This window comes from Thiomicrospira sp. R3, assembly GCF_029581415.1.
Taxonomy (GTDB): domain Bacteria; phylum Pseudomonadota; class Gammaproteobacteria; order Thiomicrospirales; family Thiomicrospiraceae; genus Thiomicrospira.
In genome coordinates this window covers 345,580-364,910 of record NZ_CP121121.1, presented here as the reverse complement: position 1 = coordinate 364,910, position 19,331 = coordinate 345,580, and the positions used below count along the sequence as shown (strand labels likewise).

The 19,331-nt window shown below is 43.9% G+C and carries 17 protein-coding genes; 10 read left to right on the top strand and 7 right to left on the bottom strand.

What is annotated here, in order from left to right; translation table 11 throughout:
• Positions 1–96: 96 nt before the first annotated feature.
• A complete protein-coding gene (gene htpX, locus P8S55_RS01865) occupies positions 97–996 on the top strand; it encodes a protease HtpX (protein ID WP_289224597.1) in 900 nt (299 codons plus the stop codon).
• Between the two features lie 78 nt (positions 997–1,074).
• On the opposite strand, the gene P8S55_RS01860 is transcribed toward htpX, so the two are convergent.
• Positions 1,075–1,479, bottom strand: coding sequence for a SufE family protein (locus P8S55_RS01860; protein ID WP_289224596.1), 405 nt, complete (start codon positions 1,477–1,479; stop codon positions 1,075–1,077).
• Positions 1,480–1,631: 152 nt separating this feature from the next.
• Here P8S55_RS01860 and pcnB point away from each other — a divergent pair, with 152 nt between their 5' ends.
• Genes pcnB through P8S55_RS01830 form a run of 6 tightly spaced genes read left to right on the top strand, consistent with a single transcriptional unit; the run spans position 1,632 to position 6,741 of the window.
• The gene (gene pcnB, locus P8S55_RS01855; protein WP_289224595.1) at positions 1,632–3,026 is read left to right on the top strand and encodes a polynucleotide adenylyltransferase PcnB; all 1,395 of its coding nucleotides are present in this window, start codon (positions 1,632–1,634) and stop codon (positions 3,024–3,026) included.
• Entirely contained in the window at positions 3,010–3,516 is a 507-nt protein-coding gene (gene folK, locus P8S55_RS01850) for a 2-amino-4-hydroxy-6-hydroxymethyldihydropteridine diphosphokinase (RefSeq protein WP_289224594.1), read from the top strand. Before pcnB ends, folK begins: the two co-directional genes overlap by 17 nt.
• Complete coding sequence (panB, locus tag P8S55_RS01845) at positions 3,513–4,307, top strand: 3-methyl-2-oxobutanoate hydroxymethyltransferase (protein WP_289224593.1); 795 nt, start codon at positions 3,513–3,515, stop codon at positions 4,305–4,307. Before folK ends, panB begins: the two co-directional genes overlap by 4 nt.
• Positions 4,308–4,315: 8 nt before the next feature.
• Positions 4,316–5,173: a pantoate--beta-alanine ligase gene (gene panC / locus P8S55_RS01840; RefSeq protein WP_289224592.1), complete on the top strand. Its 858-nt coding sequence runs from the start codon at positions 4,316–4,318 to the stop codon at positions 5,171–5,173.
• 45 nt (positions 5,174–5,218) lie between these two features.
• Entirely contained in the window at positions 5,219–5,986 is a 768-nt protein-coding gene (locus P8S55_RS01835; protein ID WP_289224591.1) for a motility protein A, read from the top strand.
• Positions 5,986–6,741, top strand: coding sequence for an OmpA/MotB family protein (locus tag P8S55_RS01830; RefSeq protein WP_289224590.1), 756 nt, complete (start codon positions 5,986–5,988; stop codon positions 6,739–6,741). Before P8S55_RS01835 ends, P8S55_RS01830 begins: the two co-directional genes overlap by 1 nt.
• A gap of 73 nt (positions 6,742–6,814) precedes the next feature.
• Here the strand turns inward: P8S55_RS01830 and panD are convergent, their stop codons facing one another.
• The 4 genes from panD to P8S55_RS01810 all read right to left on the bottom strand — a co-directional run bounded on the left by panD (position 6,815) and on the right by P8S55_RS01810 (position 11,879).
• Complete coding sequence (gene panD, locus P8S55_RS01825; RefSeq protein WP_289224589.1) at positions 6,815–7,204, bottom strand: aspartate 1-decarboxylase; 390 nt, start codon at positions 7,202–7,204, stop codon at positions 6,815–6,817.
• Between the two features lie 143 nt (positions 7,205–7,347).
• Entirely contained in the window at positions 7,348–10,152 is a 2,805-nt protein-coding gene (gene ppc, locus P8S55_RS01820; protein ID WP_289224588.1) for a phosphoenolpyruvate carboxylase, read from the bottom strand.
• Positions 10,153–10,289: 137 nt separating this feature from the next.
• A complete protein-coding gene (gene ppa / locus P8S55_RS01815) occupies positions 10,290–10,814 on the bottom strand; it encodes an inorganic diphosphatase (RefSeq protein WP_289224587.1) in 525 nt (174 codons plus the stop codon).
• A gap of 90 nt (positions 10,815–10,904) precedes the next feature.
• On the bottom strand, positions 10,905–11,879 hold the full coding sequence (locus P8S55_RS01810) for a class 1 fructose-bisphosphatase (RefSeq protein WP_289224586.1): 975 nt from the start codon (positions 11,877–11,879) through the stop codon (positions 10,905–10,907).
• Between the two features lie 610 nt (positions 11,880–12,489).
• On the opposite strand from P8S55_RS01810, the gene P8S55_RS01805 reads away from it, so the two are divergent.
• The 3 genes from P8S55_RS01805 (at position 12,490) to rlmB (ending at position 17,028) form a co-directional block, all read left to right on the top strand.
• Entirely contained in the window at positions 12,490–13,860 is a 1,371-nt protein-coding gene (locus P8S55_RS01805) for a dihydrolipoyl dehydrogenase (protein WP_289224585.1), read from the top strand.
• Between the two features lie 118 nt (positions 13,861–13,978).
• Positions 13,979–16,303 (top strand): ribonuclease R, encoded by a 2,325-nt coding sequence (gene rnr / locus P8S55_RS01800; protein WP_289224584.1) that lies wholly within the window; start codon positions 13,979–13,981, stop codon positions 16,301–16,303.
• Positions 16,300–17,028: a 23S rRNA (guanosine(2251)-2'-O)-methyltransferase RlmB gene (gene rlmB / locus P8S55_RS01795; protein ID WP_289224583.1), complete on the top strand. Its 729-nt coding sequence runs from the start codon at positions 16,300–16,302 to the stop codon at positions 17,026–17,028. Before rnr ends, rlmB begins: the two co-directional genes overlap by 4 nt.
• A gap of 5 nt (positions 17,029–17,033) precedes the next feature.
• On the opposite strand, the gene P8S55_RS01790 is transcribed toward rlmB, so the two are convergent.
• Together P8S55_RS01790 and gshB are read right to left on the bottom strand one after the other, a co-directional pair.
• Positions 17,034–18,248, bottom strand: a complete 1,215-nt coding sequence (locus P8S55_RS01790) for a PfkB family carbohydrate kinase (RefSeq protein ID WP_289224582.1) — start codon at positions 18,246–18,248, stop codon at positions 17,034–17,036.
• 83 nt (positions 18,249–18,331) lie between these two features.
• Positions 18,332–19,294: a glutathione synthase gene (gene gshB / locus P8S55_RS01785; protein ID WP_289224581.1), complete on the bottom strand. Its 963-nt coding sequence runs from the start codon at positions 19,292–19,294 to the stop codon at positions 18,332–18,334.
• Between the last annotated feature and the right edge of the window lie 37 nt (positions 19,295–19,331).

The window sequence follows — 19,331 nt, the reverse complement described above, 5'->3', positions numbered from 1 at the left end:
GGCAAATTAGTTGATTGGCTCTTGAATCCTCATAAAAAATCTTTATATTAGTCTTTGTAGAATTTTAATCACGTTTTAATGAGGAGGAGTGGTTCCATGAAACGTATTGGTCTGTTTTTATTGACAAACATCGCAGTTATTGCGGTAGCGTCAATTGTGTTAAGTTTGTTTGGTGTGGGTTCCACACTGCAAGCTAACGGTGTTGATCTTGATTTAGGCAACCTGCTGGTATTTGCAGCGGTATTTGGTTTTGCGGGTTCTTTTGTGTCTTTAGCTTTGTCAAAATTCATGGCGAAAAAAATGACCGGCGCACAAGTGATTGAAAATCCACGTAATGCGGATGAGCAGTGGCTGGTTGACACTGTTCGTCGTCAAGCCGAAAAAGCTGGCATAGGTATGCCAGAAGTCGCGATTTATGATGCGCCAGATCCTAATGCCTTTGCAACCGGTATGAGCAAAAATAATGCGCTTGTAGCCGTTTCAACGGGTTTGTTACGCCATATGACACGTAACGAAGTTGAAGCTGTTTTAGGCCACGAAGTCGCTCACGTTGCCAATGGCGATATGATTACTATGGCATTGGTGCAGGGTGTGGTTAACACCTTCGTTATCTTCTTTGCCCGTATTGCTGGTCACTTTGTTGATCGTATTATTCTTAAAAACGAATCAGGACATGGTATTGGTTACTATGTCGCCTCGTTTATTTTTGAAATCATCTTTGGTATCCTTGCAAGCATTATCACCATGTGGTTCTCGCGTCGTCGCGAATTCCATGCGGACAATGGCGGAGCCTACTTAGCCGGTAAAGAAAACATGATTGCTGCTTTGCGTCGTCTTCAAACAATGCAGCCTGGTGAACTGCCTGATCAAATGGCCGCGTTTGGTATCTCAAACCGTCCAAGCAAGCTAGGTATGTTGTTTATGTCGCATCCGCCACTTGAAGACCGTATTGCCGCATTAGAAGCAACACGTCAGGAAGAGTTAACCATTGCTTAAATTATAAGTGATTTAGTCTAATGACTGGATGATTGAGTGAAGTAAACTAAATGCCCGATTTTTCGGGCTTTTTTTTGGTTAAATTTGAGCCTGAGCTGCTGATTGGATGCGTTTTATCATGTGATAGAGGCCCGTTGAGCGATTAGGCGAGAGGTGTTGTAGTAGGCCCGTTTCAGCTAAAAAATCAAGAGGGGTGTTTAAGATTTCGTGTGGACTCAGGTTGTTATAGACCTTAAGCAGTATAGCAATCAGTCCGGCAACAATCGCAGCATCACTGGTGGCTTGCATTTTCATCAAACCGTCTTGCGTTTGAATATTAATCCAAACTTGAGATTGGCAGCCATGAATACGATTTTCTTCTGTTTTAAGCGCTTCTGGAAACGCAGGTAGTTGCTTCCCTAAATCAATAATGTATCGATATTTGTCTTTCCAGTTTTCAAAATAGTTCAGACGTTTAACCAATTCCTGTTGTTGTGTATTCATTCTATTTCAAGCCGTTTTTCTGTTTATGGACATCCAATTTTAACGGAAAATGTCTATGTCACTTAAGTTTTCTGCATCCAAATCCACTAAAACCAAACTTTTCAATCAAGTCTTGCTAAAATGACATTTTTATTTAGTCTATAAGTGCAACGATGCCAGGTATTTTGCAGAAAATTACACGATTTTTTAGTTCGAGTGCGAGTCAATCACCTACACAAGAGCACCATCAGAAACTCAGGCTGTCTCGTGATCAGCATGGTATTTCACGTAAAGCGATTGATAAATCCGCGCTTGATGTTCTCTATGAGTTAAAACGTGCCGGCTATCAAGCCTATTTGGTGGGCGGTGGTGTGCGTGATCTTTTGCTAGGTTTAGAACCAAAAGATTTTGACATAGTAACAGATGCAAAGCCTGATGAAGTGAAAGCGGTATTTAGACATCGTTGTCAATTAATAGGGCGTCGTTTTCGTTTAGCCCATATTCGATTTGGTTATCAAGTTGTTGAGGTCGCTACGTTTCGAGGAGAAGATGAAGGCAAAGAGCGTCAGCAGGATAAAACTGGCCGCCTGATTCGTGATAATGTTTATGGCTCGCTCGAGGAGGATGTCTGGCGGCGTGATTTTACGGTTAATGCGCTTTATTATGATATCCGCGACTTTAGCCTGGTTGATCATGTGAATGGTCTGGGTGATATTAAGGCAGGTCAGTTAAGACTGATTGGTGATCCTGTAACGCGCTATCATGAAGATCCTGTAAGAATGATTCGTGCGGTACGTTTTGCGGCCAAACTTGGTTTTAATATTGAATCGCAATCTGAAAAACCCTTGTTTGAGTTGGGTCACTTGTTGCTGGATGTATCAAATGCGCGCATGTTTGATGAAGTGATCAAGTTATTTCATAGTGGTGTAGGTTTAGCTGTATTTGAAAAGTTGCGCCACTATGATCTATTTAAGTGTCTATTCCCGCAAACTGATCAATTGCTAGCGAGTGAGCTGGCGAATTTTCCAAGACAGCTGGTTATTGAGGCGCTAAAAAGTACAGACAGACGTATCCAGGAGGACAAGCCGGTTAACCCTGCTTTTTTGTTCGCGGCTTTTTTATGGGAGTCTATGATTGAACGTCGTCAAATTCACATGGAGGCAGGCTTAACCGCCCAAGATGCATTTCATGCAGCGACCAATGATGTCATTGAGCAACAAGTTAAGCGTACGGCTATTCCTAAACGATTTAGTTCGCAGGTGCGAGACATTTGGAATCTACAATTCCGTTTATCAAAACGCTTTGGTGCGCGTGCAGCGCAACTTAGGGCGCATCCACGTTTCAGAGCAGCCTATGATTTTGTGGGTATACGTCTGGCCGCGGGTGAACTTGAGTTGGCTGAGTTGTTTAATTGGTGGACAGAGTATCAAGAAAAAGATGCCATTGAACAAATTGCTTTCGCTAATGAGGTTCAGCAGGTGCGTGAACGCAAACCAAAAAAATCCAAACCTGCGAGCCGTAATGTGTATCGTAGAAAAAATAGAGATACTGATGGCGCAGTGGGTTAAAGTAGCCGTTGGATTAGGAAGTAATTTGTCTAATCCCGAATTTCAACTTGCCCTGGCTTGTCAAACGCTTAGTGCACATTCGCAGATTCGATATTTTGACTGTTCATCTTTTCATCACTCAAAACCCTTGGGGCCGCAAGATCAGCCAGATTTTGTTAATGCGGTGTGTGTATTTGAGACAGAGTTAACGGCGGAATCGTTGTTGTCTTTGTTACAGAAAATTGAACAGGATCAAGGACGGGTTAAAGAGCGTCATTGGGGCGAGCGATTAATTGATTTGGATATTTTGTTATATGGTATGCACCAGGTTTGTTTACCCAACCTAACCATTCCTCATAGTTATATAACAGAGCGTGATTTTGTATTGTTTCCCTTGTTAGAAATTTGGCCCGAAGCCGAGATTCCAGGCAAGGGAGCCGTGCTGTCTTGTATTGAAAATTTAGCAAACCAATATTTGTTACCGAAAACTTCAATTAAAGGGGTGTCATGAAGCGAACCTTAACCTATTTACAACAATTAAAGTTAACTCAGAAACCGATTGTGTGCTTGACGGCTTATGATGCGGCTTTTTCATTTTGGTCTAACCAAGCTGACATTGACGTGCTTTTAGTTGGTGATTCTGTGGGTATGGTTGTGCAAGGGCATGCCAATACGCTGCCTGTCACGCTTGAACAAATGGTTTATCATTGCCAAGCGGTTCAGCGTACTAATAACCAGGCCTGGTGCATAGCTGATTTACCTTTTATGACGGATATGACGTTAGAAAAAACCTTAGCTAGCTGTGCGCGTTTACTTAAAGAAGGGGGCGCAGACATGGTGAAGTTAGAGGGAGGGAAGCGGGTATTGCCTGCCGTTAAAGCATTGAGTGAGCTCGGTGTGCCAGTATGTGGTCATTTAGGTTTATTACCTCAATCGGTTCTTAAAAAAGGTTATAAGGTTCAAGGGCGAGATAAACAGGCTGCAGACCAATTAGTAGCTGATGCGCAAGCGCTTGAACAAGCTGGGGTGGATTTATTGGTTTTAGAGTGTGTTCCTTCTGCTTTAGCAGAGAAAGTGAGCAAAATCTTGACGATTCCAGTGATCGGGATTGGTGCAGGTTGCCAAACAGATGGTCAGGTGTTAGTAGTTTATGATTTGCTTGGTTTAACACCGGGTAAACCGCCACGCTTCAGCAAAAACTTTTTAATAGACGCAGACTCTATTCCTCAAGCAATGATAAATTATGCTCAAGAGGTTAGGGCGCGACAATTTCCTGCTAAAGAACATGAGATGGCGGAGTAGCAGGATTTATGGAATTAGCCAATACCGTTGTTTCTTTACGCCAACAGATAACGCGATGGAAATGCAGTGGCATGAAAATTGCGTTTGTACCTACCATGGGAAATTTACACCCAGGGCATTTGGGGCTGGTTGATATTGCCAAACAAAATGCGGATAAGGTGGTGGCAAGTATATTTGTTAACCCTTTACAGTTTGGCGAAGGCGAAGATTTTTCAACCTATCCACGCAGCTTAGAGCAAGATCAAACCCATCTTCGAGATCACGGTTGTGATTTAGTGTTTTGTCCGACTGTTGAAGAGCTTTATCCAAAAGGGGCGTTAGCGACGCGTGTTATGGCCGACCCTTCGTTGGCAAGTCTTTGGGAGGGAGCCTTGCGGCCTGGACACTTTGATGGTGTATGTACTGTGGTGGCTAAGTTATTTAATCTCGTGCAGCCGGATGTGGCTGTTTTCGGACAAAAAGATTTTCAACAGTGGACAATCATCAAGCAGATGGTCGCTGAATTGAGCTGGCCAGTTAGTTTGATTAAAGCGCCTATTGCGAGAGCTGTCGATGGTTTGGCATTGAGTTCACGCAATCGATATTTGAATTCAATGCAACGTCAAATTGCACCAAAATTATTTGTAGCTTTGCAGGATGTGTCCGCTGCCTGTTTATCTGGAAATACCCAGTTACAAGCGTTATGTTCTGCAGCGCAAACCCAGCTTGTTCAGCAAGGTTTTGATCAGGTAGATTATTTAGTAATTGCCGATCCGCAAACATTACAACCCTTGGTTAAACCTCAGCCCAAAATGGTATTGATGGCTGTAGCTCGTTTGGGGACGACACGCTTGTTGGATAATATTGAACTCAGTCTAACCCTTTAAAAAAGGCATAACTTTAATGCACGTTAGAAAAAGTAACACTCAACAATGAGTATCTCTACACTGGTTGGTTTAGTTTTTGGGGTTGTTGTTATTTTATCAGCGATGATGATGGGTTCGTCGATTGCTTTGTTTGTCAATGTGCCGGGTATGATGGTTGTAATAGGCGGCACTATGGCCGCGACAATGATTCGTTATTCAATGGAAGATACCTTATCTGCGTTTGGAGACTCTTTTTCTGCCATAAAAGTGACCAAAGAAATTCGTGATCTGGGTGAGCTGATTGATGTAACAGAAGATCTAATTCGAATTACCCGCAAAGACGGGTTGTTGGCTTTGGAGAATTATGAGGTTGATAATCGTTTTTATAAAGATGGCGTCCGAATGTTGATAGATGGCTATGAAGCGGGCATGGTCCAAGATACGCTACGAGAAAAAAATGATTTGTTTATTGATAAAACAGAAACCAGTGCAGGTGTTTTTCGTGCAATTGGTGAAGCGGCTCCTGCATTTGGCATGATAGGTACGCTTGTAGGCCTAATACAAATGTTGGCCAATTTAAGTGACCCGTCTTCAATCGGCCCCGCTATGGCGGTAGCCTTGTTAACAACGCTTTATGGCGCGTTAATTGCCAGTTTGTTTGCTTTGCCTATCGCAGGTAAAATTGAATCCTGGGCCAATGGCGAAGCACATAGGCAAAAACTAATTATTGATGCCATTGACTGTGTATCTAAAGGGGTTAACCCAGCTGTGATGAGGGATATATTAAAGCCCTATTTAGATTCTGCCAGACCGAAGCAAAAGGATGAGGCTTAATGGCTCGGCGAGTTAAAAAGTGTCGCCAAAAAATGCCATGGTTAATGACATTTGCAGATATGGTTACACTTTTACTCGCATTTTTTATTCTAATGTTCACCGTTGCAGAAATCGATCAAACAAAATATGAGCAGGCATTGCGTTCGTTAACTGAAGCGTTAACCAAGTCCCCTGAGTTATCAGTCATTCAGGAAAGTTATCTTGAACCACTTAATCCAACTGAAATTGAAATCATTCATGAAGCTGCGCCTCCGGAAAGTTTAATCAAACTCTATGAGTCTATTCAAACAGACTTTTCAAGGGAGCTTGAACAGCAGCAGGTGGTGGCTTTCTTCGATCCAGAAAAAGAGCAGATTAAGATTATTTTTCCGGAAACCATATCGTTTAATTCAGGGCAATCAGATTTACATCCTCGCTTTATAGCGATGCTCCGCCGTTTTAGCGGTATTATTACTGAAGATGTTAATGTTAAGGTAGTGGGGCACAGTGATCCTGTTCCCATTCGGGGTGGGCGTTACCGCTCAAACTGGGAGTTATCAAGTGCCCGTGCGGCAGCGGTGATCCTTCAGTTTTTGGCTGATGGCGTTATTGAACCGCATCAAGCGATGGCGGTTGGGCTAGCGGATACGCATCCATTTATGGAGGGCGATACAGCGCAAGCGTATGCGGCAAATCGGCGGATTGAGATTATAATTGAACCCAAGAAAAAATCGTTACGAGCACAAATAGTAGAGCAAATTGATACCAGAGATTAAATACAAATAACTAAAACTACTTCGATTTGCTATAAACTAGAAGTAGTTTTTATTCGTAAATATTAAACGCAGGTTAGCCTGCGGCTTTGAGTTGTTTAGGAATAGCATTACGCGTGTGACTAATAGCATTATGCTCATCGGCATAAATCAGTACAGGTTTAAAGTTATCTGCCTGTTTCTCATCTAGTACACAATAGGTTGCAATAATTAATAAATCACCGGGATCAGCCTTGTGTGCGGCCGCCCCATTCACGGAAATAATCCCTGAGTGTTCTTCCGCACGAATAGCATAGGTAGTAAAGCGCTCGCCATTACGCACGTTGTAGATTTGGATTTGTTCATACTCACGGATACCAGCGGAATCAAGTAAATGACCGTCAATAGCACATGAGCCTTCGTAGTCCAATTCAGAGTGGGTTGTGGTCACTCGGTGTATTTTGGATTTTAAGAGGGTAATTTGCATGCTAAATTCTCGTTATCCGTTTTGAGGCACCTCTTTGGGGGTGCGAGGAGCAAAAAATAAGTAGATAATTATAACCGAAAGTTTTCAGAATAAAAATAACTTGGGCGATGCAAAAAATACATCACTCAAATTAATTTGTATTCTTAGCCAGTATTGCGCATGCCTGCGGCTATTGCATTAATGCTATTCAATAAAGGGTTTAACCAGGTTTCGCGTTCCGAATCAGTCGCATCCGTTGCTTTATAGCGTTTTAACAATACAATTTGGATATGGTTCAGAGGATCCAAATAAGGGTTTCTGCGTCTTAGTGATAGCGCGTTGGTTGGGGTTTCAGCCATAAGGTATGGGTTCTCACTGGCTAAAAGACTATAGCTCACCGTGCGTTGGTGCTCGTCAGCAATCATGTTATAAATTAAGGCTGCTTGCGATTGATCCTGTGCAAGTTCGCTATACTCTTTTCCTGTTTTTAATTCAGTTTTGAATAATGCCATTTGGATATTGCTGAGCAGTGCTCTAAAAAACGGCCATTGCTGATACATTTGTTTGAGTTTATCCTCACCATGTTCCATAGCCCATTTTTCAAGTGCATACCCAGTTCCAAACCAGGCCGGAAAGGTAAGGCGTGCTTGTGCCCAACCGAATACCCATGGGATCGCTCTGATCGATGCTTTGCTTAGGTTATTCTTTTTGCGATGTGAAGGACGCGAGCCAATATTTAATAAGCCAATTTCGTTCACAGGTGTTGCTTCATAGAAAAATTTAAAAAAGCCTTCCGTATGATCGGTGAGTTCACGATAAGACTGCTCGCCATCACGTGCAAGTTGGTGCATGATGGCAAGGTGTTCAGCTTGATCTTGCTCAATAGGCTTAACTAGGCAAGTACTTGCTTTCATGAGCCCTGTTACACCTAGCGACAGTTCATAGGATGCGGTTTCAGCGTTACTGTATTTATAGGACAGGACTTCACCTTGTTCTGTAAATTTAATCGCGCCTCTAACGGTGCCTGTGGGTTGCGATAGGATCGCAATGTGGGTTGGGCCACCCCCACGTCCAATAGTTCCGCCACGACCATGAAATAAACGGCAGTCTATACCGGATTCATCCGCGAGTTGCATGATCTGTTGCTGGGCTTGGTAAAGACTCCAGGCTGACGAAAGGTTGCCGCCATCTTTTGCCGAGTCTGAGTAGCCAAGCATAATTTCTTGTTGATTGCCTGATGACTTTAATAGCGCATTATAGGTTGTGTTATTTAGTAAAGCTGAGGTGACGGGAACAATATGCCCAAGATCTTCTATGGTTTCAAATAATGGGGTAATATGAATGTCGCAATAGGGTTGGCCTGCATTGTAGCCTGCCAGGCCTGCTTGATGCGCTAGGAACAATACTTCCATGACATGACTTGCTTCATGGGTCATTGAGATCACATAATTGTTAAAGGCTTTGTGACTAATTTCTTTTCGCATTTCACGTATAACATTAAACACTTCAAGCACTTCGCGTGTCATGTCATTGAGCGTTAGGTGTTGTGTATCAATAATGGTCGCTGAACCAACATGCTGGGCTAAAAGTTCTAGTCGTTGGCTTTCAGATAGGCTGGGGTAGTCAATGCCTAGATGGGATAATAAGTCAGTCACCGCTTCGGTGTGAACGGTTGATTCCTGACGAATATCTAAACGCATTAAATAAAACCCAAACGTTTGCACCAAACGAATCAAATCTTTTAGGTCAGCGTCAGCAATGCTGTGGTCACCATGACCGCAAAGAGAGTGGTAGATTAATTCCAAATCAGCTAAAAATTCGTTTTCATTTGGATAGGCAAACTTGTTTTTTTGCGCCAGACGGTCATCATTTAAGCGTGCTTCTAGATAGTTTAAGTTTTGCTGTAGTCGGCCATGCATTAAGTAAAGTAAACGGCGGTAGGGTTCATCTTTGAACCGTTCGCAGCGTTTATGGAAAACCAGTTCTAATAAATCGGCATCAACAATGGTCGCGCGATTTAGCACTTCTTGGTCGATATTTGCAATATAGCGAGAGTGGGTTAAAACCGCACTCAGTTCAAATAGACGACGCTTGTATTCGTAGAGCACAGCTCGCGATTGAAGAAAAAGTGCATGCTCCGTAGTTTGATGAGTGACAAATGGATTACCATCTCTATCTCCGCCAATCCATGAACCAAAGGTCAAGAAATTAGGCGCATTGATATTTTCACCCGGGTAGTTACGCTCTAGTGCGCGCTCCATATAACGATAAACCTGAGGCACGGATTTAAACAGTGACTGACGGAAGTAATAAATACCGTTTCTGATTTCATCACTTACCGTGGGCTTACTGTGACGAACTTCGTCTGTTTTCCAGAGGACTTGAATTTGTGATTTAAGTTTTTTAATCACTTCGTCGCGAGCATAAGGGTTTTGAAAGTTGTCTGCTTCGTTAAGCCCTTCCAGTGTGACGAAAATACGACGTAAGTTTTCCATTACGGCACGACGCTTTGATTCTGTCGGGTGAGCCGTGAAAACAGGGATGTAGTCAAGTTTGCTTAACAGGCTGGTAAGCTGTTCAGCAGTCATGCCGTCATTTTTAAACTGGGTAATTGTTTCAAGCATTGAACCCATCCAAAGCGGGCCATCTGATTTTAACTGGCTTTGGCGAGCATGATATTGATGTTCTTCTTCAGCTAGGTTAGCTAGACTAAAGTAGAGGTTGAAGGCACGAATAATGATTATCAGGGCTTTGGGTGTTTGTTGTTCAATAAAGGCTTGTAGCTCAGCTCTTAAAACAGGGTCTTCTTGTTTGCGCAATTGGATATAGCCCTTGCGTAACTTTTCGACGGCTTGCAACATTTCAGAGCCGTTCTGGCTTTCAATTACTTCGCCTAGCAGCTTGCCTAGTAATTTTACACGGGCACGTAAAAGTTTATCTTGTGGATCATGAGTCGTCATTGTAGCCATAGCAATCTCGATTTCTGTGAAAAGTTTGCAAGATTATAGCAGAAATAGACTAATTCGTATAAAGAAGAGAAGGGGATTAATCTCCCCACTTGTAAAATTAGGCCAAGCAGGGGAGGGGAAGGTGTGGTTAAAAGGCGTTAAGCCTGATAACGGTTGGCGCCGTCAAGAATTTCTTTTTTTGCAGATTCGACATCTTCCCAGCCATCGATTTTGACCCATTTTCCAGGTTCAAGATCTTTGTAATGTTTGAAAAAGTGCTCGATCTGCTCTTTAAGTAGTGGAATTTGCTCAACGGCTGTAATGTCTTTGTAAATGGGTGTTAATTTATTTGCTGGCACCGCAATAACCTTGGCGTCTTCTCCACCGTCATCCGTCATTTTTAAAACCCCAATCGGGCGACAGCGAATGACTGAACCCACCATTAATGGGTGTGGCGTAACAACCAATACGTCAACCGGGTCACCATCATTGGCCAGGGTTTGGTTGATGTAGCCATAATTGGCGGGGTAGGCCATGGTGGCACCCTGTAAACGATCAACCCAAACCAGGTCGGTATCCTTGTCTACTTCGTATTTAATTGGTGAGGCAAAAGCGGAGATTTCGATAATAACATTAATGTCATTTGGCAGGTCTTGTCCTGCGGTAACGGCTGCATAACCCATGGTTATTTCCTTGTTTAAAAAAGTTAACTTAACGAGTGTAAAACAAAACCACCCGCATAAGCGGGTGGTTTAATCTCAGCGACAAAGGGATTAATCTTTAAGGTAACCCATTGCTTTTTCTACTTCATTTTTCGAGCCAAGCATTACAGGGCAGCGCTGGTGAATGTCTTTAGGCTCAACATCCATAATGTGCTCACGGCCCGTTGTAGATAAACCACCTGCTTGTTCAATAATCATGCTCATCGGGTTGCCTTCATACATTAGGCGAAGTTTACCTGGTTTATTGGGTTCGCGGCTGTCCCATGGGTACATAAAGATTCCACCACGTACTAGGATGCGGTGAACTTCAGCAACCATCGAGGCTACCCAACGCATGTTGTAACGCTTGCCTAAAACGCCCGTCTCGCCAGCTAGGCAATCGTTGATGTAATTTTTCATGCCGTCTTCCCAGAAGCGCTGGTTAGATGTGTTGATTGCAAACTCATTCGTATCAGCAGGAATCGTAACCTGTTCACGCGTTAATATAAACTCACCAATGTGACGGTCTAGTGTAAAGAAATTAACCCCTTTACCGGTGGTGAGTACAAGTAGGCTTGATGGACCATAAAGCACATAACCCGATGCAACTTGCTTGCGACCGTTCTGTAGATAGATGTCTTGGTCATCACCTAGGCGTTCGTCAGCAGGTGCCTCTAAAATAGAGAAAATGGTACCTACAGAAAGGTTTACATCAATGTTAGACGAGCCGTCTAATGGGTCGAAAAGCACCAGGTAGCGGCCTGAGGTTGTGGCTGCAACAGTGTAGTCTTCTTCTTCTGAAGCGATACCTTTAACGCAGGGATCTTCAGTTAGGATGCTTTTCAAAAGATCGTTTGAAATGACGTCAAGTAGTTTTTGGGTTTCACCCTGTACGTTCTCGTTTATGCTTGAACCCAGGATACCAGCCAAATCACCTTGGCCTAATTTGTGAGAAATTTCTTTACAAGCAATCATAATATGGCTGATAACTTGCTTTAACTCACTGTTTATTTCATCGCGTTTTAGAACTTCATGTAGACGAATCATGTTTTGCTCTCTCTTTTGTGTAAAAATCGCGTTAGCTTAACGTTAAGCAGGTAAAATTACAAGTTTTCTAAGAATTTGCTCAGTGGGCTATAGGCTGCTAATTAAAGTATATTGTTGAGCGCGTTGTAGGGCGTGTATTAATAGAGCAAGGTCAAGCCATTAGGGTGGATTTAAAAAGTCCTGATGTAAAAGTAGAATTTGATATTTATAACAATATGTTAAATATTATCGAAGCACGCTTGCCCGCTATGGGGGCTAGCCTATTGGTAGTCAAGGTGAAGCGCTGTCCTTGATGTCAGGTGGCTTTGATTCAGCGGTGGCGATTCATTTGTGGAATCGGTTTGTGTCATCACAGCTGAGATATTTCGTTCGGTACTCGAGAGTTATAGGGGGGTTGTGCTGAAACTGAGCAGCAAACCCATACGTTGCCCAGTGCTGTTGCTGTGCCTTTTTATCAGTTAAGTCATGCGGCTAAAAAGTGGTCTGCGGATAAGCGATATCTGTTATATTGCAAAAAAGGAGTGCTAAGCCAACTTGATGCTCAGTATTTGCACGATGTGGGTCACAGCAATGTTTTTGTTTATCGTTATACTAAGCGAGGTGGTCGCTGATGAGAAAAGTACGTTTTGCCATTATTGGTGCGGGTACGGTAGGGCTTACAGCGCTGGGTCTAATCAAAAAGCATACTGATGATTATGTGTTGATACAGGCAGGTGTGTTTGGCACCACGTGCGCGCGCGTAGGGTGTATGCCCTCCAAAGCATTGATTCATGCAGCCAATCATTTTTTTCATGCTAAACTATCAAAGTCAGTGGGTGTTTCCGGTACGGATCATCTTGAAGTGGATCAGGGTTTTGTAATGAAACGCGTGCGTCGATTTCGTGACCGTTTTACCTCGGGTATTAAAGCGGCGACAACGGATGATTTGCCCGCTGAGAATCTACTGTTAGGTGCGGCACGTTTTGTTGCGCCTAACCAGCTTGAGGTAAATGGGCAGATTATTGAGGCAGAACGTATTATTATTGGTACGGGTTCAAGCCCAATTGTTCCTGATGCATGGCGTGATAAGCTGGGTGATTGTTTGCTTACAAGTGATAATCTATTCGAATTAAAGGTTTTGCCAAAGCGTATTGCGGTGATTGGCTTGGGCGTGATTGGTTTGGAGTTGGGGCAGGCGCTTTCGCGGTTAGGTGTTGAGGTCATAGGTTTTGAAGCCAGTGATAACGTGTGTGGCGTGCATCATCCTCAGGTATCTGTTAAGTTAGCTCAATTGCTTGCAAATGAATTTCAGGTTTATACCGGCAAAGCCGTTGATATAGATGTTGATTCGAATGGCATAAGGCTGGTGCGTGATGATCAATCCTTTGAGGTTGATGCCGTATTGGTCACTATTGGGCGCAAACCTAATGTCGATCAGCTTGGTTTGAAGCATTTAGGCGTAAAACTCGATCAGTATGGGCTTGCGCCTTTTAATCCGCAAACAATGCAAATTGCTGATTTGCCGATTTTTATAGCAGGTGACGCGAGTGGATATCGACCTATTTTGCATGAAGCGGGCGATGAGGGTAAGATAGCAACGTTAAATGCATTGGCTTTTCCCAATGTTCAGTCTACCAAACGCAAAACGTCCTTGGGAATAAGCTTTATTGAGCCCGGTGTAGCCTATTTTGGTTTAAGGTATAACGAATTGGCTCGCGCAAATTGCGTGACCGCTGAGTTCGATTTGCATTGTAATAACGGTCGAGCGATTGTTATGGACCAGGATCAGGGTTTGATTTGTTTGTTTGCGGATAAAAAATCCGGTTGTTTGTTGGGGGGCGAAATAGTGATGCATCAAGCAGAACATATTGCTCACCTACTCGCTTGGTGTGTACAGCAACAGATGACCGTAGCGCAAATCTTGCAGATGCCTTTTTATCATCCAGTGCTGGAAGAAGCGGTAGAATCGGCATTAAAATTATTAAGCGCTAAACTCCAATAAGCGAAAAATATGAAGTCTGCTATAATTCAGACGTAAAATAACAACCAGGCCTGGTTGTGCAAGCAGAAAGTAAAGAAAGTGTGTATTCAGCTAGGTCAATAAATTAAGATGGAATAGCGTGACTAAAGAACTAAATCAAGCGGCGGATCCTTATGCCGCGCGTGAAGCAGAAAAATATGAAAACCCCGTGCCGAGTAGAGAATTCATTCTCGGATTTATGGAAGAGGTTAACCAACCCTTGCGTCTTCACCAGCTTGCCGAGGGTTTAGCTGTTGATGAGGGTGACGAAGAACGGTTTGAAGCCTTATCGCGCCGATTAAAAGCGATGCTGCGCGATGGTCAGTTGATGAAAAATCGTCGCGGTGCCTTTTGTCTCATTCAAAAAATGGATCTAGTCAAAGGACGTGTAATTGGTCACCCAGATGGGTTTGGCTTTTTAAGTTGTGATGATGCGGATTCTGATCTGTTTATTTCAGCTCAAGAAATGCACAAAGTGTTGCACGGTGATGAGGTCATTGCTTCTATTGTTGGTGAAGATAGGCGAGGCCGAAAAGAGGCGGCGATTGTTGAGGTGACCAAGCGTAACTCAACCCAGTTGGTCGGACGTGTGCACCTAGAGGACGGTTTGGTTTGGGTGCACCCAAACAATAACCGTATTACGCAAGATGTATTTGTTCCTGCTGATGGCTTAATGGATGCCAAGGAAGGCCAAATAGTTAAGGTCGATATTATTACTCAGCCATCAAGGCGTCATGGCCCCATTGGGCGCATTGTTGAGGTGATGGGCGATTATATGGCTCCGGGCATGGAGATTGATACTGCGATTCATGCCTTTGGTATTCCTAATGAGTGGCCGGCTACCTTGCTGTCGGAATTAGATGCCATTCCTAATGAAGTGACTGAAGCGGATTTGGAAGGGCGTAAAGATTTACGTCATTTACCCTTGGTAACTATTGATGGTGAAGACTCACGGGATTTTGATGATGCGGTTTATGCAAAACGTCGTAAAACGGGATGGCGACTTGTGGTGGCTATTGCGGATGTCTCTCATTACGTTCAACCAGGTTCAGAATTGGATAAAGAAGCCTATAAGCGTGGAAATTCTGTTTACTTTCCGCAGCGCGTTATTCCTATGTTGCCAGAGAAGCTCTCTAATGACCTCTGTTCACTTAATTCACATGTTGACCGTTTGTGTATGGTTTGCGACATGTATATCGGAGAAGAAGGCCAGCTTGAGCGGACTCAATTCTATCAAGCGGTCATGAACTCTAAGGCGCGTCTAACCTATAATCAAGTCCATGACATTGTAAGTAATCCAGAAAGTGAATACCGCCAACCCTTTGCGCCGATGCTTGAGCATATTGATGCGTTAAATGAACTGTATTTAGTGCTAGCTAAGTCGCGTGCTGAACGCGGTGCGTTAGAGTTCGATACGGTTGAAACGAAAATGGTGTTTGATGATGAATGTAAGATAGACAAGATTGTGCCGGTTGTTCGCAACGAAGCGCATAAGTTGATCGAAGAGTGTATGTTGATGGCTAACGTAGCGACGGCACGCTACCTAAAACATCATAAGATTCCGATTCTTTACCGTGTACATGAGCAACCAAAAGAAGAAAAATTAAAAAAACTAAAAGGGTTTTTGGCTGATTTTAGTTTGCAGTTGGGCGGGGGTGAAGAGCCAACAGCTCAAGACTTTGATCAGGTGATGCAGAAGGTGAAAGGTCAACCCTATGAGCACTTGATCAATACGGTTATGTTACGAAGCATGAATCAAGCCGTCTATCAGCCAGAAAACAAAGGGCATTTCGGTTTAAGTTTTGAACATTATGCGCATTTCACGTCGCCGATACGCCGTTATCCTGATTTACTTATTCATCGAGCCATTCGCCATGCTTGGCGCAAGTTAGGAGCTGAGGGCTTTGCCTATGATACGCCTGCGATGGAAACCTTTGGTCGTCATTGTTCGGATACCGAGCGGCGTGCTGATGAGGCAACACGTGATGCGATCACCTTCTTAAAATGTGAGTTTTTATCTCATCGTTTGGGAGAGCAGTATAAAGCGGTGATTTCATCGGTCACCAATTTTGGTTTGTTTGTTGAGCTGGATGATCTTTATATTGAAGGCTTGATCCATATCACCGAGCTGGGTGAAGATTATTTCCATTTCGATGCGGTACGTCACTGTCTTAAAGGTGAAAGAACAGGTCAGGTATATCGTTTGGGTGATCGTGTTGAGGTTCAGGTTGCACAGGTAGTGTTAGATACGCGTAAAATTGATTTAAGGTTAGTACGCCAGTTAACGCAGTCTGTCCAGGGTGAAGAACCCGTGAAGTCTGAGCAAACTGAGGATCAGGCAGATAAACCAAAGAAAAAACGCCGTTCACGTAATTATGCCAATAAAAACCGCAGTCGTTCACGTGCTAAAAAGGCGAGTGAATGAGTGATCAAATCTATGGTATCCATGCGATCGAGCGACTGTTAAAACAGTCACCGCATTTAATTTATCACATTGGTGTGACTGAAGGTCGCCTCAACCCAAGGCTGCAAAGTTTGAAACAACAGGCTGAGCAATTAGGTGTTAAGGTTAATAGTTTACCTAAAGCGCAGTTTGCTAAGATAGACGGGGTTCATCAGGGCGTGATGGCTGAAGTCTCGCCTCAAGCACGCTTTGATGAATCCGACCTTATTGGTTTGGTTGAAACTAATCCGCAAGCCCTGATTCTTTTTTTAGATGAAGTGCAGGATCCGCATAATCTTGGCGCGATATTGCGTAGTGCGGATGCTACAGGTGTGGATGCGGTAGTAATCCCTAAAAATAATGCGGTCGGAGTGAATCCTACTGTGCGTAAAGTGGCCTGTGGTGCGGCTGATAGTGTGAGGTTGGTGGTGGTGACTAACTTGTCACGTACCATGCAACACCTTCAGCAAGCAGGTCTCTGGTTGGTGGGGCTGGCAGGTGAAACCGAACAAACGCTTTATCAAGCGGATTTTAAAGGCCCTGTCGGTTTGGTTATGGGCGCCGAGGGTTCGGGTTTGCGTCGTTTAACGCGTGAACATTGTGATCAACTGGTTGCTATTCCGATGAAGGGTCAGGTAGAAAGTTTAAATGTTTCCGTTGCCACAGGAGTGGCACTTTATGAGGTGCTTAGGCAGCGACTAGTCTAAGTTCTTTAACATTTCTCGGCTATAAAAATGCCACCTGTTTCTGAATCAATTTCAATGCCTACTGGCGTGAGTTCCTCGCGCCAGCAAGGCCCTTCAACGCAAACACCGTCTTCTATTCTAAAAAACGCATCATGGACTGAACATTTCATTGTCATTTCAAATGGGTTAATATCAATTTTATAGGCTTCATCAAGAGGAACGTCTTGGTGAGGGCAGTTGTTTTCATAGGCTTTAATTTCATTTTCATGCTTGATTAATACGACCTTGTGCGCCAGGCCTGGTGCCGGAACCACGGTAGCGCGTGCGCTGGTGATGTGTTTTATATTCGCAATCGGCTTGCGGGTAATGAGGGGGCTAAGTAAGTTGTCTAGCCCAATTTGTTGGCATTTGCGTGCGGCTAGTTGTGAGGCGTATTCAAGCGCTGAGGTTAAATTGGCGCCTTCAATAAGGTGATGGATCAGTGCTGCATTAAAGGTGTCGCCCGCCCCTAGTGTATCAACGGGTTTTTTTAGCTTAACAGCGCGCTGGTGATGCAGTTTTCCGTTTAGGTCAATACACCATGCACCCTCATCGCCCCAGGTACAGACCAGTTGCTTATTTGGGTGTTGGTTATGGATGTGTTTAAGTAGGGCTTGAGCGTCATTAAATCCCTTGGCTTTTGCATAGTGATGAGAAAAAATAAGCAAGTTGGCATGGGTAAATAAGGACTCAATGCCTTGGCGTGGTTTTTCTATTTCCAGTGAAATGGGTTGATGGCTTAAGAAGGTTTTAGCGATATTGAGCATGCCACTCAGTGCGTCGATATTGCGGCCCTCGAAGTGGAGCCAATCATAGTCTTCAATTTCAATTTTAGCAAAATGGTCAAAGTCAACTTCAGGTAAATCACGAAAGTGTGTAATGGTTCGAGAAGCGGTTTGTAGCGAAATGTTAACATAAGAAGTGGGGGTTGAACCTTTAATAAAGCGTTGAATGTGTTGGCTATCAATATGATAGCTTTCTAAGGTCTTTTTTAAGTGTTTGGCCTGTTCATCGGTTGCGAGCGTGGTGACGATAGCTGTTTGGTGACCCAGTTGATTCAATACGTAGAGGCTATTGGCCGTATTGCCCCCCATCCTAAATTGGCGCCGTGTTGCACGTACTTCTGCATCTTCGCTAGGATAGCGGTCGCAAAATAATAAGGTATCTAGTACTAAGTTTCCAATGCCAAGAATTTTTGCCATAGTGATGAGCCTATTAAAGTTGTATTAAGTTAGTATTAGTTTGAAATTATAGCTCAGCTTCGCATTCAGCCCAGGATTTTGGTTTAAATGGCTTTTAGTCTAATCATGGGTTCTAAGCAATCAAATAGTGTTGCTGCAATATTTAAATCGTAAAGCCGATCAAGTTCCCGAATACAGGTTGGGCTGGTGACATTAATTTCGGTGATGTAGTCGCCAATAACGTCCAAGCCAACAAATAATAACCTTTTTTGCTGGAGTTTGGGCGCGATCTGTTGGCAGAGCCATACATCGCGCTCGGTCAGTGCGACGCCTTCACCGCGTCCACCGGCGGCAATATTGCCTCGGGTTTCACCCTGCTGGGGAATGCGTGCCAGCGCATAGGGAATCGGTTCACCGTTAATCAATAAAATGCGTTTGTCGCCGTCTTTAATTTCGGGCAGGTAGCGTTGCGCCATAATATGGTGCTTGCCGTGGTCGGTCATGGTTTCGATAATCACGCTCAGGTTGGGGTCACCCTGTTTGACACGAAAAATGGATGCGCCACCCATCGCGTCTAAGGGTTTAAAAATAGTGTCCTGCTGTTCGCTCACAAAGTCTTTTAAGAGTGAGGCTTTGGCCGAAACCAGTGTAGGGGGAAGGCACTGGGGAAACCAGCTGGCAAACAGTTTTTCATTCGCATCGCGCAGGCTTTGCGGCTTGTTGACCACTAAAACCCCCAGCGCTTCAGCCAGTTCAAGAATGTGTGTAGCGTAAAGATAGTCTTGGTTGAATGGTGGGTCTTGGCGGATTAGGATGATGTCTAGCTCACGGAGGGGGGTGTGTGCACTTGCTCCAAAGCCGTAAAACTGACCGTCATTACGATCCCATACTTTCAGTAAGGTGCTCGTTGCCATCGGCTGCGTGTCGCGCAAATACAGGTCTTCGGGTTGCATGTAAACGAGTTCATAGCCACGGCGTTGCGCTTCGAGTAGCATCGCAAATGAGCTGTCTTTGTAGGGTTTAATCTGTTCAATCGGATCCATTACGATGCCAAGTTTTATCGTCATTTTCTGTCCTTATCAACCATACGCTAAAAGAGATATA

Bases quoted from the DNA above. Each gene is read 5' to 3' on its own strand.
- htpX (WP_289224597.1), top strand. From the start codon at position 97: ATGAAACGTATTGGTCTGTTTTTATTGACAAACATCGCAGTTATTGCG.
- P8S55_RS01860 (WP_289224596.1), bottom strand. From the start codon at position 1,479: ATGAATACACAACAACAGGAATTGGTTAAACGTCTGAACTATTTTGAA.
- pcnB (WP_289224595.1), top strand. From the start codon at position 1,632: ATGCCAGGTATTTTGCAGAAAATTACACGATTTTTTAGTTCGAGTGCG.
- folK (WP_289224594.1), top strand. From the start codon at position 3,010: ATGGCGCAGTGGGTTAAAGTAGCCGTTGGATTAGGAAGTAATTTGTCT.
- panB (WP_289224593.1), top strand. From the start codon at position 3,513: ATGAAGCGAACCTTAACCTATTTACAACAATTAAAGTTAACTCAGAAA.
- panC (WP_289224592.1), top strand. From the start codon at position 4,316: ATGGAATTAGCCAATACCGTTGTTTCTTTACGCCAACAGATAACGCGA.
- P8S55_RS01835 (WP_289224591.1), top strand. From the start codon at position 5,219: ATGAGTATCTCTACACTGGTTGGTTTAGTTTTTGGGGTTGTTGTTATT.
- P8S55_RS01830 (WP_289224590.1), top strand. From the start codon at position 5,986: ATGGCTCGGCGAGTTAAAAAGTGTCGCCAAAAAATGCCATGGTTAATG.
- panD (WP_289224589.1), bottom strand. From the start codon at position 7,204: ATGCAAATTACCCTCTTAAAATCCAAAATACACCGAGTGACCACAACC.
- ppc (WP_289224588.1), bottom strand. From the start codon at position 10,152: ATGGCTACAATGACGACTCATGATCCACAAGATAAACTTTTACGTGCC.
- ppa (WP_289224587.1), bottom strand. From the start codon at position 10,814: ATGGGTTATGCAGCCGTTACCGCAGGACAAGACCTGCCAAATGACATT.
- P8S55_RS01810 (WP_289224586.1), bottom strand. From the start codon at position 11,879: ATGATTCGTCTACATGAAGTTCTAAAACGCGATGAAATAAACAGTGAG.
- P8S55_RS01805 (WP_289224585.1), top strand. From the start codon at position 12,490: ATGAGAAAAGTACGTTTTGCCATTATTGGTGCGGGTACGGTAGGGCTT.
- rlmB (WP_289224583.1), top strand. From the start codon at position 16,300: ATGAGTGATCAAATCTATGGTATCCATGCGATCGAGCGACTGTTAAAA.
- P8S55_RS01790 (WP_289224582.1), bottom strand. From the start codon at position 18,248: ATGGCAAAAATTCTTGGCATTGGAAACTTAGTACTAGATACCTTATTA.
- gshB (WP_289224581.1), bottom strand. From the start codon at position 19,294: ATGACGATAAAACTTGGCATCGTAATGGATCCGATTGAACAGATTAAA.